The sequence below is a fragment of the Polaromonas sp. genome (genome assembly GCF_029945685.1).
In the GTDB taxonomy this organism is placed as follows: domain Bacteria; phylum Pseudomonadota; class Gammaproteobacteria; order Burkholderiales; family Burkholderiaceae_C; genus Polaromonas.
This window is the reverse complement of the sequence record NZ_JAQSDA010000009.1, coordinates 18142-34828: the sequence shown is the minus strand read 5'-3', so window position 1 is coordinate 34828 and position 16687 is coordinate 18142. Positions and strand designations below refer to the sequence as shown.

Annotated in this window: 12 protein-coding genes and 4 tRNA genes; all 16 read right to left on the bottom strand. The window is 60.4% G+C overall.

Annotated features, from left to right (window positions below):
• Positions 1-139: 139 nt before the first annotated feature.
• The 16 genes from PSV26_RS06890 to trpC all read right to left on the bottom strand — a co-directional run bounded on the left by PSV26_RS06890 (position 140) and on the right by trpC (position 16687).
• The gene (locus PSV26_RS06890) at positions 140-733 is read right to left on the bottom strand and encodes a LemA family protein (protein ID WP_300519702.1); all 594 of its coding nucleotides are present in this window, start codon (positions 731-733) and stop codon (positions 140-142) included.
• Between the two features lie 201 nt (positions 734-934).
• Positions 935-5146, bottom strand: a complete 4212-nt coding sequence (gene rpoC / locus PSV26_RS06885; RefSeq protein ID WP_300519700.1) for a DNA-directed RNA polymerase subunit beta' — start codon at positions 5144-5146, stop codon at positions 935-937.
• A 28-nt stretch (positions 5147-5174) separates the two neighbouring features.
• A complete protein-coding gene (rpoB, locus tag PSV26_RS06880; RefSeq protein ID WP_300519698.1) occupies positions 5175-9287 on the bottom strand; it encodes a DNA-directed RNA polymerase subunit beta in 4113 nt (1370 codons plus the stop codon).
• A gap of 335 nt (positions 9288-9622) precedes the next feature.
• Positions 9623-10000, bottom strand: a complete 378-nt coding sequence (rplL, locus tag PSV26_RS06875) for a 50S ribosomal protein L7/L12 (protein WP_300519695.1) — start codon at positions 9998-10000, stop codon at positions 9623-9625.
• 26 nt (positions 10001-10026) lie between these two features.
• Complete coding sequence (gene rplJ / locus PSV26_RS06870; protein WP_300519692.1) at positions 10027-10560, bottom strand: 50S ribosomal protein L10; 534 nt, start codon at positions 10558-10560, stop codon at positions 10027-10029.
• Positions 10561-10821: 261 nt separating this feature from the next.
• Entirely contained in the window at positions 10822-11517 is a 696-nt protein-coding gene (gene rplA, locus PSV26_RS06865; RefSeq protein WP_300569129.1) for a 50S ribosomal protein L1, read from the bottom strand.
• A complete protein-coding gene (gene rplK / locus PSV26_RS06860) occupies positions 11514-11948 on the bottom strand; it encodes a 50S ribosomal protein L11 (RefSeq protein ID WP_300569127.1) in 435 nt (144 codons plus the stop codon). Before rplK ends, rplA begins: the two co-directional genes overlap by 4 nt.
• A 162-nt stretch (positions 11949-12110) precedes the next feature.
• Complete coding sequence (gene nusG / locus PSV26_RS06855; RefSeq protein ID WP_240523332.1) at positions 12111-12698, bottom strand: transcription termination/antitermination protein NusG; 588 nt, start codon at positions 12696-12698, stop codon at positions 12111-12113.
• A gap of 8 nt (positions 12699-12706) precedes the next feature.
• Positions 12707-13090, bottom strand: coding sequence for a preprotein translocase subunit SecE (gene secE / locus PSV26_RS06850; protein WP_300519686.1), 384 nt, complete (start codon positions 13088-13090; stop codon positions 12707-12709).
• Positions 13091-13224: 134 nt separating this feature from the next.
• Positions 13225-13300, bottom strand: a tRNA-Trp gene (locus PSV26_RS06845).
• 70 nt (positions 13301-13370) lie between these two features.
• Positions 13371-14561, bottom strand: a complete 1191-nt coding sequence (gene tuf, locus PSV26_RS06840; protein WP_300569125.1) for an elongation factor Tu — start codon at positions 14559-14561, stop codon at positions 13371-13373.
• A gap of 103 nt (positions 14562-14664) precedes the next feature.
• Positions 14665-14739, bottom strand: a tRNA-Thr gene (locus PSV26_RS06835).
• A gap of 53 nt (positions 14740-14792) precedes the next feature.
• Positions 14793-14866, bottom strand: a tRNA-Gly gene (locus PSV26_RS06830).
• An 85-nt stretch (positions 14867-14951) separates the two neighbouring features.
• A tRNA-Tyr gene (locus tag PSV26_RS06825) sits at positions 14952-15037 on the bottom strand.
• Between the two features lie 62 nt (positions 15038-15099).
• Positions 15100-15870 carry a uracil-DNA glycosylase gene (locus PSV26_RS06820; RefSeq protein ID WP_300569123.1) on the bottom strand — a complete coding sequence of 257 codons (771 nt, stop codon included), beginning with the start codon at positions 15868-15870 and terminating at the stop codon, positions 15100-15102.
• A gap of 16 nt (positions 15871-15886) precedes the next feature.
• The gene (trpC, locus tag PSV26_RS06815; RefSeq protein ID WP_300519861.1) at positions 15887-16687 is read right to left on the bottom strand and encodes an indole-3-glycerol phosphate synthase TrpC; all 801 of its coding nucleotides are present in this window, start codon (positions 16685-16687) and stop codon (positions 15887-15889) included.

Sequence of the window (16687 nt, the reverse complement as noted above, 5' to 3'; positions counted from 1 at the left end):
AATTAGATTTGCCGACCGGCACCCAGAGCTGACAAGCAATTTTTCGACGGGCCGCCCCTGGAAAAATGAGCCCCTCTTCCCCATGGGAGGGGCAGCGCACCGCCGAAGGCACGCGAAGCGACAAGCGTGGAGGCCACATTCACATCTGGATGCGCACCGCTTCACGCTCGGCGGGCGTCTCTGTGGCCCTGAGCATGGCCGAGGCCGCAAAACCAAACAGACGGGCAATCAGCAGTGCCGGAAATTGGGCCTGCGCATTGTTGTAGTCGAGCACCGCATCGTTGTAGGCCTGCCGCGCGAACGCCACCTTGTTTTCGGTGCTGGTCAGCTCCTCGCTGAGCTCGCGGATGGTGCTGTCGGCCTTGAGCTCGGGGTAGGCCTCGGCCAGGGCGAACAGGCGTCCCAGGCTGCCGCTCAGCGCCTGTTCGGCAGCAGCCAAAGCCAGCACTTCCGGCGCGTGGGTGGGGCGGCTGCGCGCAGCATCGCTGGCCGAACGCGCCTGGTTGCGCGCCGAAATAACGGCTTCGAGCGTCTCACGCTCGTGCAGCAGGTATTTTTTGGCGGCCTCCACGAGGTTGGGGACCAGGTCGTAACGGCGCTTGAGCTGCACATCAATCTGCCCAAAGGCGTTGGCGATGATATTTTTCAGGCGCACCAGCCGGTTGTAAGCCCCGACAGCCCAGAACAGCAGCAAGGCAAGCACAACAATCGAAACCAGGGATGTGGTGGACATGGGGCCTTCTTTCTATCAACAGCAAGCGCCGCGAACCGGCACGGGCGACTTTAGCCGACAAGGCGGGCGGCTGTACAGTCTGCCGACAGACCCGCGCGGCGCGGCAGCAAGACAATTCCGGATTTCCCAATAAAAAGCGCCTCGGGCCCTTATTGACAGGGCGCGAGGCGCTACGCTTTTTATAGCGTCAAAAAACAGCGATTACTCGCTGGCAGCACCTTCGCTGGTCTGCTCGGGCATGGCTTCGAGTTCGGCCGCTTCCGCTTCGGCAATGGCACGGCGCTCGGCGTCGTCCATCTGGTCCTTGGCTTTGCGTGCCTCATGGTAGGCCATGCCGGTACCGGCGGGAATCAGGCGGCCGACGATCACGTTCTCTTTCAGGCCACGCAGCTCGTCGCGCTTGCCCATGATGGCAGCCTCGGTGAGCACGCGGGTGGTTTCCTGGAAGGAAGCCGCAGAGATGAACGAATCGGTCGACAGCGAGGCCTTGGTGATACCGAGCAACAGGTTGCTGAAGGTCGCCGGGATCTTGCCGTCGGCGCGCAGGGCGTCGTTGGCATCCAGAATGACCGAACGCTCGACCTGCTCGCCAGCGATGTAGCTGGACTCGCCGACGTTCTCCACCACCACACGGCGCAGCATCTGGCGAACAATCACTTCGATGTGCTTGTCGTTGATCTTCACGCCCTGCAGGCGGTAGACGTCCTGCACTTCGTCGACGATGTAGCGGGCCAGCTCTTCCATGCCCAGCAGGCGCAGGATGTCCTGCGGGTCGGCAGGGCCGTCGACAATCGACTCGCCCTTGTTCACGACCTGGCCTTCGTGCACGAGAATGTTCTTCTCTTTGGGCACGAGGTCTTCCCAGACCTTGCCTTCAGGATCGGTGATCTGCAGGCGCACCTTGCCCTTGGTCTCCTTGCCAAAGGACACGGTACCGGTCATCTCGGCCAGTGTGCCCTTGTCTTTCGGGGTACGGGCTTCGAACAGCTCGGCCACACGCGGCAGACCACCGGTGATGTCGCGGGTTTTCTGGCCTTCGACCGGAATACGCGCCAGCACCTCGCCGGGGCCCACGTCCTGGCCGTCACGCACCTGGACCAGCGCACCGACCTGGAAGCCGATCGTCACCGAGTGATCAGTGCCGGGGATCTTGACTTCGCTGCCGGTGGCGTCGATCAGCTTGACCTGGGGACGGATCACCTTGGTTGCACCGCGGCGTTTCGGATCGATCACCACCAGCGTGGACAGACCGGTCACCTCGTCGAGCTGCTTGGCCACCGTCACGCCTTCTTCCACATTCTCGAAGGCCACCTTGCCGGCGAACTCGGTAATGATGGGGCGGGTCAGCGGGTCCCAGTTGGCCAGAATCGCGCCGGCTTTGATCTGCTGGTCCGCCTTGACGGACAGGATCGCGCCGTAAGGCACCTTGTGGCGCTCGCGCTCGCGGCCATGCTCATCGTGAATCACGATTTCGCCGGAACGTGCGATCACGACCAGTTCACCCTTGGTGTTGGTCACATAACGCATCGGTGCATTGAAGCCGATCACGCCGTTGGACTTGGCCTCGACGCTGGAGGCAATCGCTGCACGGGAAGCCGCACCACCGATGTGGAAGGTCCGCATGGTCAGCTGGGTACCCGGCTCGCCGATCGACTGCGCGGCAATGATGCCGACCGCTTCGCCGATGTTGATCAGGCCGCCGCGACCGAGGTCACGACCGTAACACTTGGCGCACAGGCCGAAGCGGGTTTCGCAGGTCAACGCGGTACGCACCTTGACCTCGTCCACGCCGGCTGCTTCCAGCTCCTCGATCAGGTCCTCGTCCAGCATGACGCCAGCCTTGGCCAGAACAGCGCGATTCTCGGGGTGCAGGATGTCCTCGACCGCGGTACGGCCGAGGATACGGTCACGCAGCGATTCGATGACTTCACCACCTTCGACAATGGCGCGCATCAGCGAACCATCCTGGGTGCCGCAGTCTTCCTCGGTCACCACCAGATCCTGCACCACGTCGCACAGGCGGCGGGTGAGGTAACCGGAGTTGGCGGTTTTCAGCGCCGTGTCAGCCAGACCCTTACGGGCACCGTGGGTGGAGATGAAGTACTCCAGCACGTTCAGGCCTTCACGGAAGTTGGCGGTGATGGGCGTTTCGATGATGGAGCCGTCGGGCTTGGCCATCAAACCGCGCATGCCGGCCACCTGCCGGATCTGCGCGGCGGAACCGCGGGCACCGGAGTCGGCCATCATGTAGATGGAGTTGAAGGACTCCTGCTCGACTTCCTTGCCGTGGCGGTCGATGACTTTCTCTTTCGAGAGTTGGGCCATCATCACCTTGGAGACTTCGTCGCCCGATTTGCCCCAGATGTCCACCACCTTGTTGTAGCGCTCGCCGGAGGTCACCAGGCCCGAGACATACTGCTGCTCGATCTCTTTGACTTCCTTCTGGGCACGCGCAATGATGCTCGGCTTTTCCTTGGGGATCAGCATGTCGTCGATGCAGATGGAGATGCCGGCCTTGGTCGCCAGGCGGAAGCCCGACTGCAGCAGCTTGTCGGCAAACACCACGGTCTCTTTCAGTCCGCACTTACGGAAAGACACGTTGATCAGCTTGGAGATTTCCTTTTTCTTCAGCGCCTTGTTCAGGTTGGAGAAAGGCAGTCCCTTGGGCAGGATTTCGGACAGCAATGCACGACCGCCGGTGGTTTCCCACAGCTTGGTCGATGGCACGAACTCGCCGGTTTCCTTGTTCTTGGTGTACTCGGTCAAGCGCACGCTGATGCGGGCGTTCAGGTCGAGTTCACCCGCGTCAAAGGCGCGACGCACTTCGCCGGTGTCGGAGAACACCAGGCCTTCGCCTTTGCCGTTGGTGCGGTCGCGGGTCGTGTAGTACAGACCCAGCACCACGTCCTGCGAAGGAACGATGGACGGCTCGCCACTGGCGGGGAACAGGATGTTGTTCGAAGCCAGCATCAGGGTGCGGGCTTCCATCTGTGCTTCCACGGACAGCGGCACGTGCACAGCCATCTGGTCACCGTCGAAGTCGGCGTTGAAAGCCGAGCAGACGAGCGGGTGCAGCTGGATGGCCTTGCCTTCGATCAGGATGGGCTCAAAGGCCTGGATACCCAGGCGGTGCAGCGTAGGCGCACGGTTGAGCATCACCGGGTGTTCCTTGATGACCTCTTCCAGGATGTCCCACACCACCGGCGTGCCGGATTCGACTTCCTTCTTGGCGGCCTTGATCGTCGTCGCGATGCCCATGGCTTCGAGGCGCGAGAAGATGAAAGGCTTGAACAGTTCCAGCGCCATCAGCTTGGGCAAACCGCACTGATGCAGCTTGAGCGTCGGGCCCACAGTAATGACAGAACGGCCCGAGTAGTCGACGCGTTTGCCCAGCAAGTTCTGGCGGAAACGGCCTGACTTGCCCTTGATCATGTCGGCGAGCGACTTCAGGGCGCGCTTGTTGGCGCCCGTCATGGCCTTGCCGCGACGACCGTTGTCCAGCAAGCTGTCCACGGCTTCCTGCAGCATGCGTTTTTCGTTGCGCGCAATGATTTCCGGCGCCTTCAGTTCCAGCAAGCGGCGCAGGCGGCTGTTGCGGTTGATGACGCGGCGGTACAGGTCGTTCAGGTCGGAGGTCGCAAAGCGGCCGCCGTCCAGCGGCACCAGCGGACGCAGATCCGGCGGCAGCACGGGCAACACGTCCAGCACCATCCAGCCCGGCTTGATGCCGGACTTCTTGAACGCTTCCATCAATTTCAGACGCTTGGCGTTCTTCTTGATCTTGATTTCGGAACCGGTCAGGTCGTTGCGCAGCTTGTCGATCTCGACATCGAGATCCAGCCCTTCGAGCAGGTCCTTGATGCCTTCGGCGCCCATCTTGGCGGTGTACTCGTCACCGTATTCCTTGCGCTTGGCGTCGTAGTCGTCTTCCGACATGATGCTGAATTTCTTCAGCGGGGTCATGCCGGGGTCGGTCACCACGTAGGCTTCAAAGTACAGCACGCGTTCGATGTCGCGCAGCGTCATGTCGAGCACCAGGCCCAGCCGCGACGGCAGCGACTTCAGGAACCAGATGTGCGCGCACGGTGCGGCCAGGTCGATGTGACCCATGCGTTCTCGGCGAACCTTGGTCTGCGTGACTTCAACGCCGCACTTCTCGCAGATAACGCCGCGGTGCTTGAGGCGTTTGTACTTCCCGCACAGGCACTCGTAGTCCTTGATGGGGCCAAAGATCTTGGCGCAGAAAAGACCGTCGCGCTCTGGCTTGAAGGTGCGGTAGTTGATGGTTTCAGGCTTTTTCACTTCGCCGAAAGACCATGAACGGATCTTCTCGGGCGAAGCCATGCCGATCTTGATGGCATCGAAATGCTCATCCGGCGTGAATTGCTTGAACAGGTCGAGTAATGATTTCATGTGTTAAATCCTTTTCTTTCCTGTTGAGTTAGCTGCGTTCCAGCTCGATATCGATACCGAGCGAACGAATCTCTTTGACCAGCACGTTGAACGACTCCGGCATGCCGGCAGTGATCGCGTGCTCGCCCTTGACGATGCTTTCGTAGACCTTGGTACGGCCCTGCACGTCGTCGGACTTGACGGTCAGCATTTCCTGCAACGTGTAGGCGGCGCCGTACGCTTCCAGCGCCCAGACCTCCATCTCGCCGAAACGCTGTCCACCGAACTGCGCCTTGCCGCCCAGCGGCTGCTGCGTGACCAGCGAGTACGGGCCGGTCGAACGTGCGTGCATCTTGTCGTCCACCAGGTGGTGAAGTTTCAGGAAGTGCATGTAGCCGACGGTGGTCGTGCGCTCGAACGGATCGCCATTGCGGCCGTCGTACAGCTGCGCCTGGGTGCGCGTGGCCGTCAGCCCCTTGCCCTTGGCAATGTCGTCCGGGTAGGCCAGTTGCAGCATGCCCATGATCTCGGCTTCCGAGGCACCATCGAACACCGGTGTGGCAAACGGCACGCCGCCCGTCAGGTTGCCGGCCATCTGCAGGATGTCGCTGTCCGACAATTTGGACAGGTCTTCCGCACGGCCGGACTTGTTGTACAGCGTGTCCATGAACTTGCGCAGGTCGGCCACCTTGGCCTCGGCCTGCAGCATGTCGCCAATACGCTGGCCCAGGCCCTTGGCGGCCCAGCCCAGGTGCACTTCGAGCACCTGGCCCACGTTCATCCGCGAAGGCACGCCCAGCGGATTGAGCACGATGTCGCACGGCGTACCGTCGGCCATGTAAGGCATGTCTTCGACCGGAACGATCTTGGACACCACGCCCTTGTTACCGTGGCGGCCGGCCATCTTGTCGCCAGGTTGCAGGCGGCGCTTGACGGCCAGGTAGACCTTGACCATCTTCAGCACACCGGCCGGCAGCTCGTCGCCCTGCGTGAGCTTCTTGCGCTTTTCTTCAAACGCCAGGTCAAAGCTGTGGCGCGTCTGCTCCATCGAGTTCTTGATGCTCTCGAGCTGGGCCGCAACTTCGTCATCCGCAGGGCGGATGTCGAACCAGTGGTATTTCTCGACATCGGTCAGGTAGGCCTTGTCGATCTTGGTGCCTTTGGCCAGCTTTTTCGGGCCGCCGTTGGCGACCTTGCCGGTCAGCAGCTTTTCGATCCGGTCAAACGCATCGGCTTCCACGATACGCAACTGGTCGTTGAGGTCCAGGCGGAAGCGCTTGAGCTCGTCGTCAATGATCTGCTGGGCGCGCTTGTCGCGCACGATGCCTTCACGGGTGAAGACCTGCACGTCGATCACGGTCCCCTGCGAACCCTGGCTCACGCGCAGCGAGGTGTCTTTCACATCGCTGGCTTTTTCGCCGAAGATGGCGCGCAGCAGTTTTTCTTCCGGGGTCAGCGTGGTCTCGCCTTTGGGCGTGACTTTGCCAACCAGCGTGTCACCCGGCTGGACTTCGGCGCCGACATAAATGATGCCGGACTCGTCAAGACGGTTGAGTTGCTGCTCGGACAGGTTGGGGATGTCACGCGTGATCTCTTCCGCGCCGAGTTTGGTGTCACGCGCCATGACCACGAGCTCCTCGATGTGGATCGAGGTGTAGCGGTCTTCGGCAACGATGCGCTCGGAGATGAGGATCGAATCCTCGAAGTTGTAACCGTTCCAGGGCATGAAGGCGATCAGCATGTTCTGGCCGATGGCGATCTCGCCCAGGTCGGTCGATGCGCCGTCGGCAATCACGTCACCCTTGGCCAGCTTGTCGCCGATCTTGACGATGGGACGCTGGTGGATGTTGGTGTTCTGGTTGGAACGCTGGTACTTGATCAGGTTGTAGATGTCCACACCGACTTCACCGGCCAGGGCTTCTGCGTCATTGACGCGCACCACGATGCGGGTGGCATCCACATAGTCCACCACGCCGCCACGAGTGGCGGTCACGACCGTCCCCGAGTCGATGGCGGCTACGCGTTCGATGCCGGTACCAACCAATGGCTTTTCCGGACGCAGCACAGGCACCGCCTGACGCGACATGTTGGCGCCCATCAGCGCGCGGTTTGCATCGTCGTGTTCGAGGAAGGGAACCAGCGAGGCCGCCACCGACACGATCTGCGCAGGGGACACGTCCATGTACTGGATGCGTTCTGCGCCGACCAGCACGGATTCGCCGTTTTCACGGGCCGACACGAGGTCGCCCGTCAGTTTTCCGGCGTCATCGAGCAGGGCATTGGCCTGGGCGATCACGTATTTGCCTTCTTCGATGGCAGACAGGTAATCGATCTGGTCCGTGAGCTTGCCGTCCATCACGCGACGATACGGCGTTTCGATGAAGCCGTATTCGTTCAGGCGGGCGTACAGTGCCAGCGAGTTGATCAGGCCGATGTTCGGGCCTTCAGGCGTTTCAATCGGGCAGACGCGGCCGTAATGGGTCACGTGCACGTCACGCACTTCAAAACCGGCACGTTCGCGGGTCAGGCCACCGGGGCCAAGAGCCGATACACGGCGCTTGTGGGTGATTTCGGCGAGCGGGTTGGTCTGGTCCATGAACTGGGACAGCTGCGAAGCGCCGAAGAATTCCTTCAGGGCGGCAGAGATCGGCTTGCTGTTGATCAGGTCGTGCGGCATCAGGGGCTCCTGCTCTGCCTGACCCAGACGTTCCTTCACGGCTTTTTCAATCCGTGCCAAACCGGTGCGGTACTGGTTCTCTGCCAGTTCACCGACACAGCGCACGCGGCGGTTGCCCAGGTGATCGATATCGTCGACCTGACCATTGCCGTTGCGCAGGTCCACCAGGATCTTGACGACCGCGAGGATGTCCTCGTTGGTCATGACCATGGGGCCGGTGGAGGTGTCGCGGCCCACACGGGCGTTGAACTTCATGCGGCCGACCTTGGACAGATCGTAGGTGTCCGGGTTGTAGAACAGGCGCTGGAACAGGGCCTGCACGGCGTCTTCCGTCGGCGGCTCGCCGGGACGCATCATGCGGTAGATGGCCACGCGCGCAGCAAACTCGTCAACGGTTTCGTCAGAGCGCAGGGTCTGCGAAATGTACGCCCCCTGATCGAGCTCGTTGGTGTACAGCACCTGCAGGTCCTGCACACCGGCAACACGCAGCTTCTTCAGCAGCACGTCGGTCAACTCATCGTTGGCCTTGGCAATGATCTCGCCGGTCTCGGCGTCCACGATGTTCTTGGCGACCACACGGCCGATCAGGAAGTCTTCGGGAACGCTGATGGTGGAGGTGCCGCTTTGCTCGAGCTCGCGCGTATGGCGAACGGTGATGCGCTTGTCCTTGGCAACAACGACCTTGCCGTTCTTGTCGGTGATGTCGAAACGGGCCACCTCGCCGCGCATGCGCTCGGCGACGAATTCCATTTGCGCGCCGCTGTCCATCAGGCGGAAATTGTCGAACACGAAGAAGTTCGCGAGGATGGACTCGGGGTTCAGGCCAATGGCCTTGAGCAGGATGGTGACCGGCATCTTGCGACGGCGGTCCACACGGAAGTACAGGATGTCCTTCGGGTCAAACTCGAAGTCCAGCCATGAGCCGCGGTAAGGGATGATGCGGGCCGAGAACAGCAGTTTGCCCGAGCTGTGGGTCTTGCCCTTGTCATGCTCGAAAAACACGCCGGGTGAGCGGTGCAGCTGGGACACGATCACACGTTCGGTCCCGTTGATGACGAACGAGCCCTTGTCGGTCATGAGCGGCACTTCGCCCATGTAGACTTCCTGCTCCTTGACTTCCTTGACAACCTTGGACTGCGACGTCGACGACTCGCGGTCATAAATGATCAGCTGGACCTTGGCGCGCACGGCCGACGCAAAAGTCAGGCCGCGGGTCTGGCACTCGCGCACGTCGAAAGCGGGCTTGGCCAGGTTGTACTCGAGGAACTTCATCTCGACAAAACCGTTGTGCGAGACGATGGGGAAGGCGTTTTCAAACGCAGCCTGCAGGCCTTCGACCTGGCGCTTTTGCGGCGCGCGGTCGGCTTGCAGGAACGCCGTGTAGGCGTCTTTCTGCATTTGCAACAGGTAAGGGACTTTCAGCACGCTCTCGCGGCTGCCGAAACTTTTGCGAATTCGCTTGCGTTCGGTATAGGAATAGGCCATGAGTTCTCCGCTTTAATGGGACACAAACAAGTATGGAGACTGGTTTGTTAAGCTCTGGCGACTGTCTTGAATGAATACACCACGTAATCAAACAGACTTGGTGGTTGGCCACTACCAACCATGGCGGACGGCAACGCATTGCACGTTGCCCGAACCAAGGCGTTTCCTGCAGTCGGGGTCAGGAAGCACTGGCAAGAAGATTTTCTGCAAATCTGCTTGCCGGTGGCTCCGGGGAGGCTGCAAACGCCGCTTGCGCGGCGCTTTGACAGCACTCCTTGAAAGCACGAAAGGCTGGAAGCCGAACCCGGTCTTCCAGCCTTCGCGAAACACAAGAATTACTTGAGTTCGACTTTCGCGCCGGCGTCTTCGAGCTTTTTCTTGGCTGCTTCTGCGTCGGCTTTTGGAAGTCCTTCCTTGACGTTCTTCGGAGCGCCATCGACCAGATCCTTGGCTTCTTTCAAGCCCAGGCCGGTGATTTCGCGAACGGCCTTGATGACCTGAACCTTCTGGGCGCCAGCTTCGAGCAGAACGACGTTGAAGTCGGTCTTTTCTTCAGCAGCTGCCGCAGCACCACCGCCGCCACCAGCAGCAGGCGCTGCCATTGCAGCTGCGCTCACGCCAAATTTCTCTTCGATGGCTTTCACCAATTCGTTGAGTTCCAAGACCGTCATGCTGTCCAGCGCGGTCAAAAATGCGTCTTTGTCGAATGCCATTTTGATTTCCTAAAAAGTTGGGTAAATTACGCCGCTACGGCTTCGGGTGCTGCTTCAGCTGCAGGGGCGTCGCCGCCACCTTTTTTTGCCGCCAGCGCGCCCAGCACAACGGCCGTACGCGAAATAGGCGACATCAGCAAGCCACACACCTGGGCCAGCAACACTTCCTTGGAAGGAATGCTGGCCAGTTGCTTCACGCTGTTCACGTCGAGGACTTTGCCACCAAATGCACCACCGCGAATCACCAGCTTGTCGTTGGTTTTCGCGAAGTCAGCCACTACTTTTGCAGCAGCTACAGCATCAATGGAAAAGCCGTAGATCAGCGGACCGGTCATCTGGTCGGAGACGATGTCAAATGCGCTACCTGCCACGGCGCGGCGAGCCAAGGTGTTCTTCAGAACACTCAGGGTCACGCCTTTGTCGCGGGCTTGGCTGCGCAGCTTGGTCATGTCAGCGACCGTGATGCCACGGTATTCCGCCATCACGAGCGTTTGAGCTTTAGCGGCGAGGCCGGTCACTTCATCAATGACGGCTTGTTTCTCACTGCGGTTGAGACTCAAGGTCTACTCCTTAATAATGTGTTTCTCAGATCACGCCTTCGCGCCCTCCGATCAACACGCCTATGTTCAGCGACCAACTGTTTCAGATTCTTTTCAAAACCATTCAGCAGCGGGACCGCCATCTGCGTTGGCTGTCTTTCGACGATTAAGCGGCGGACTTTGCAGCCTGCCGCACCAACGGTCCTGGATGGCCCGCCAGAGTCGAAACCCCGGCAGCCCACCACTTTGAACGACCCCTTCGGGCTGTTCAAATTTTTGCGATTACGTTGCGATGGTTTGCGTGTCGACGCGAACGCCCACACCCATCGTCGACGAAACCGCGACTTTCCTCAGATACACACCTTTGCTTGACGCAGGCTTGGCCTTGGTCAGGGCATCGATCAGCGCAGCCAGGTTGCCCTGCAGCTTGTCGGTATCAAACGAACGACGGCCAATCGTGCCGTGCACGATGCCGGCCTTGTCGACGCGGAACTGGACCTGGCCAGCTTTGGCATTTTTCACGGCCGTTGCCACGTCAGGCGTCACGGTGCCGACTTTCGGGTTGGGCATCAACCCACGTGGGCCGAGGATCTGGCCCAGGGTACCCACCACGCGCATGGCGTCCGGCGAAGCAATCACGACGTCGAAATCCATCTTGCCGGCCTTGATGTCGGCAGCCAGATCATCCATGCCGACGATGTCAGCGCCAGCGGCCCTGGCTTCTTCGGCCTTGGCACCTTGTGCAAACACAGCCACACGCTTGGTCTTGCCGGTGCCGTTGGGCAACACGACAGCGCCGCGGACGACCTGGTCGGATTTCTTGGCGTCAACACCAAGCTGCACAGCCACGTCGATGGATTCATCGAACTTGGCGACGGCAAATTCCTTGACCAGACCCAAAGCGTCAGTCACCGGGTAAAGTTTGTTGCTGTCGATCTTTTCGCCAACAGCTTTTTGACGTTTGGTCAGCTTGCTCATACAACACCCTCCACCGACACGCCCATCGAGCGGGCCGTACCAGCAATCGTGCGAACTGCTGCGTCGAGGTCAGCAGCCGTCATGTCTTTCATTTTTGTTTTTGCAATTTCTTCAAGCTGCGCGCGGGTGATCTTGCCGACCTTGACGGTGTGCGGCGTGGCGGAACCCTTGTCCAGCTTGATGGCCTTTTTGATCAGGACGCCTGCAGGAGGCGTCTTGATAACAAAGGTAAAACTCTTGTCTGCAAATGCAGTGATCACCACCGGCAGTGGCAGGCCGGGCTCGACACCCTGGGTCTGGGCATTAAATGCCTTGCAGAACTCCATGATGTTCAGGCCGCGCTGACCCAGGGCCGGGCCGATCGGGGGGGACGGGTTGGCCTTACCAGCTGGCACTTGCAGCTTGATGAAGCCGACGATTTTTTTCGCCATACTTTTCTCCTTGCGGGTCATAACGCCTGGACGCCGTCAGAAGACAGGTCCGGGCTCCCCGGGGGTTACACAACTCAATCAGGCTCCGAAAAGAACCCTCCGCGCCGAGTTGCAATGCGCGAATTCCTGACGGCCAGCCGAAAAACCCAGGTTTTACGACCTTTAGGTTTTCTCGATCTGGCTGAATTCCAGTTCGACCGGCGTAGCGCGGCCGAAAATCGTGACGGACACCCGCACTTTGTTCTTGTCGTAGTTGACTTCCTCGACCGTGCCGTTGAAGTCGGTGAACGGGCCGTCCTTGACCCGGACATATTCGCCCGTTTCAAATTCGACCTTGTGCCGAGGCTTCTCGGTGCCGACCTGCATCTGGTCAACGATTTTCTGCACGTCTTCCTCGGAAATGGGTGCGGGCCGGTTCTTGGCGCCGCCGACAAACCCGGTGACCTTGTTGGTGTGTTTCACCAGGTGCCAGGTTTCGTCATCCATCACCATCTCGACCAGCACATAACCCGGGAAGAAACGGCGTTCCGTCGTTTTCTTCTGGCCGTTCTTGATCTCGACCACTTCTTCGGTGGGCACCAGGAAACGGCCAAACTTGGCCTGCATGCCGGCGCGGTTGATGCGCTCGACGATATTGCGTTCAACGGCTTTTTCCATGCCCGAATAAGCATGCACGACATACCACTGCATGCCGGGGGTCGGCTGCAGGGATGCGCCAGCCGCCACTTCGCTGACCACGTCACCGTTCATATCGCTCATTATTTTTTCCACCCCAGTATCAGGTCGTAAAACACCCATTCGAGCGTTTTGTCGGTGAGCCACAGAAACAGGGCCATAACCACCACGAATGCAAAGACGTAAGCCGTCATCTGCATGGCCTCCTTGCGGGCCGGCCAGACCACTTTTTTGACTTCGCGCCAGGAGTCACGCCCGAACGCCACAAACTGCTTGCCAGGCTCGGAGGTCAAAAACACGACCACCGCCACCACCAGACCAGCAATCAAGCCACCCCACTGGACGATCGGGCCCTGCTTGGCGAGCAGATAAAAGCCCGCCAGCGCACCCAGCGCCAAGGCAAGGGCAAGGGCCAGCTTGGCCTTGTCAGCAGTTGTGCTGACGGTTTCGACTTGAGAAGTGGCCATGATCGCCTGAATTCCTGTTCTTCTTCACGCGTCCTCTCAGACGCTTAAGCCCACCTGGGGTCCAAGGACTCCCGGCGGGCTTGCATAGTTCCGTTTCGCACCACTCTCGGTTTCAGGCTACCCTTGAAACCGGGTGGCAGGGGCAGTAGGAATCGAACCTACAACCTTCGGTTTTGGAGACCGACGCTCTGCCAATTGAGCTATACCCCTTCATCTCTCAATCAGTTGGGGACAGAGCAAAAAGCCTTGTTACCGGCCCATCCCCAAAAAACGAATCTCGTTACGCAATGATCTTGGCCACGACACCGGCGCCGACGGTCTTGCCGCCCTCGCGGATGGCGAAACGCAGACCTTCTTCCATGGCGATCGGGTTGATCAGCTTGACGGTGATCGACACGTTGTCGCCTGGCATGACCATTTCCTTGCCTTCTGGCAACTCGATCGCACCGGTCACGTCCGTCGTGCGGAAGTAGAACTGGGGACGGTAGTTGTTGAAGAAAGGTGTGTGGCGGCCGCCTTCGTCCTTGCTCAGAACGTAGATCTCGCCGGTGAAGTGGGTGTGGGGCTTGATCGAACCCGGCTTGCACAGGACCTGACCACGCTGGACATCTTCACGCTTGGTGCCGCGCAGCAGGATACCGACGTTGTCGCCGGCCTGACCCTGGTCGAGCAGCTTGCGGAACATTTCCACGCCGGTGCAGATGGTTTTCTGGGTATCGGCAATACCGACGATCTCGATTTCTTCGCCGACCTTGACCACACCGCGCTCGACACGGCCGGTCACGACGGTGCCGCGGCCGGAGATGGAGAACACGTCTTCGACGGGCATCAGGAAGGCGCCGTCCACAGCACGCTCTGGCAGGGGGATGTAGGTGTCCAGGGCTTCTGCGAGCTTGAGGATGGCCTGCTCGCCCAGGGGACCTTTGTCGCCTTCCATGGCGAGCTTGGCGCTGCCGTGGATGATGGGGGTGGCGTCGCCGGGGAAGTCGTATTTGTCGAGCAGCTCGCGCACTTCCATTTCAACGAGTTCGAGCAGTTCTGCGTCGTCGACCATGTCGCATTTGTTCAGGAACACGATGATGTAAGGCACGCCGACCTGACGGGCCAGCAGGATGTGCTCGCGGGTCTGGGGCATGGGGCCGTCAGCAGCCGAACAAACGAGAATCGCGCCGTCCATCTGGGCAGCGCCGGTGATCATGTTTTTCACATAGTCGGCGTGGCCTGGGCAGTCAACGTGGGCGTAGTGGCGGTTGGCCGTTTCGTATTCCACGTGGGCGGTGTTGATGGTGATGCCGCGGGCTTTTTCTTCGGGAGCCGCGTCGATCTGGTCGTAACCTTTGGCTTCACCGCCGAACTTGGCTGCGAGCACGGTCGTGATCGCTGCCGTCAGGGTGGTCTTGCCGTGATCAACGTGTCCAATCGTGCCGACGTTGACGTGCGGTTTGGTCCGCTCAAATTTGCCTTTTGCCATTTTTCGACTCCAAATACCTTAAGGATTTACTTACGAAATTTGTCACACCACTGCCACCCCACCAGCCACGCCGGCACGTCGTGCCGACCATGCACCGATGAAATGGTGCCCATTCCGGGAATCGGACCCGGGACCTCTCCCTTACCAAGGGAGTGCTCTGCCACTGAGCCAAATGGGCCAAATTCAAAAACTCTGCTTACCTGCCAAATACAAAACCAGCGCTTGTTGTGATGGAGCGGGAGACGGGAATCGAACCCGCGTCATTAGCTTGGAAGGCTAGGGTTCTACCATTGAACTACTCCCGCATCGACCGCCTTTTCACTTCAAGACAACCCCGAAACACGGCATACCAACCATCCAAGCCTGGGCCTGCCTATCAAAATTCATCGCTGGTGGAGAGGGCTGGATTCGAACCAGCGTACTCGTTAGAGGGCAGATTTACAGTCTGCTGCCATTAACCACTCGGCCACCTCTCCTTTGGCGAACCTCAGATTATGCCATGGAAATTTGACATCCGGCAATCCAGAACAACAAGTGCTTACCACCTGACCGGCCGACGGCCATGGCTGCGCAAAAAGTCATTGGCGGCGCCGAAATGCCCGCAGCCGATGAAGGGTTTGGGGGGCCGCAAAGCCGACAGGGGCGAGGGATGATTGGCCGTCAGCACCAGGTGCCGGGCCGGAATCAGCGCCCGTTTGGTCTGCGCGTGGGCGCCCCAAAGCAAAAACACCACCGGCTCGGGTTTGGCCGCCACCGCGGCGATCAGCTGGTCGGTCAGCACTTCCCAGCCTTGTTTGGCGTGACTGGCGGCCTGGCCTTCTTCCACCGTCAGGCTGGTGTTGAGCAGCAACACCCCCTGGCTGGCCCAGCGCTCCAGCGAACCGCCGCTGTGCGCTTCCGGCACCACCGCTGGATCTCGCGCCAGTTCCTTGAACATGTTGCGCAGGCTGGGCGGGGGTTTCACGCCGTCGGGCACCGAAAAGGCCAACCCCTGCGCCTGCCCCGGGCCGTGATAGGGGTCCTGGCCCAGAATGACCACGCGGACGTCAGCCAGCGGCGTCAGCGCTAGGGCCCGGAAAGGCTGCGGCGGGTAGATGATGGCGCCGGCCGCCAGGCGCCGCTCAATGAACGCGCCGAGTTGCTGTCCGGGCCGACTCGCCACGAAATGGCCAACCTCGGGCGCCCAGTCGGCCGCCAGCGGCCAGTCATCCGGGTGCCAGCGTGTCAGGTGCCGGCCGTGGCCGGCGCCCTCCGGTAACGGTTTGGGCAGGGTTTCAAAAGCCAAATCGGCCTGCAGTCCTTGTGGCATGGGCGTCGCCAGCTATTTAATCAGTAGCATCCGGAAACAGGCCGGCGAGCGCGAGACCAGGGTCTTCGGCGCGCATGAAAGCCTCGCCGACGAGAAAGGCGTTGACTTTGGCCTCGCGCAGGCGCGCCACATCGGCCGCAGTCGTGATACCGGACTCCGTCACCAGCAGGCGGTCGGCCGGCACGTCCTTGACCAGGCCCAAGGTGGTGTCCAGCGACACCTCGAAGGTCTGCAGGTTGCGGTTGTTGATGCCCAGCAGCGGTGTCTTGAGCTGGAGCGCGCGCTCCAGCTCGGCACGGTCATGCACCTCCACCAGCACCGCCATGTCCAGCGACAAGGCCAGCGCCTCCAGCGCCTTCATCTGCGCGTCGTCCAGGCAGGCAGCGATCAGCAGGATGCAGTCGGCGCCCATCACGCGCGACTCGTAGACCTGGTAGGGGTCGATGATGAAATCCTTGCGCAACACCGGCAGGCTGCAGGAGGCCCGCGCCTGCTTCAGGTAGTCGATGCTGCCCTGGAAGAAGTCCTTGTCAGTGAGCACCGACAAACAAGCGGCGCCATGCTCAGCATAACTTTGGGCAATGTCCGCCGGAATGAAGTCGGCGCGCAGCACGCCCTTGGAGGGGCTGGCCTTCTTGATTTCGGCAATCACCGCGGGCTGGCCGGCGCTGATTTTGGCGCGCAGGGCGCCGACGAAATCACGCGTCAGCACGCGCGACTCGGCGTCAAAACGCACCGCGGCCAGGGGTTTGCGCTTGATCGCCGTGGCGACTTCCTCGCGCTTGACGGCCACAATCTTGTTCAGAATATCGGACAT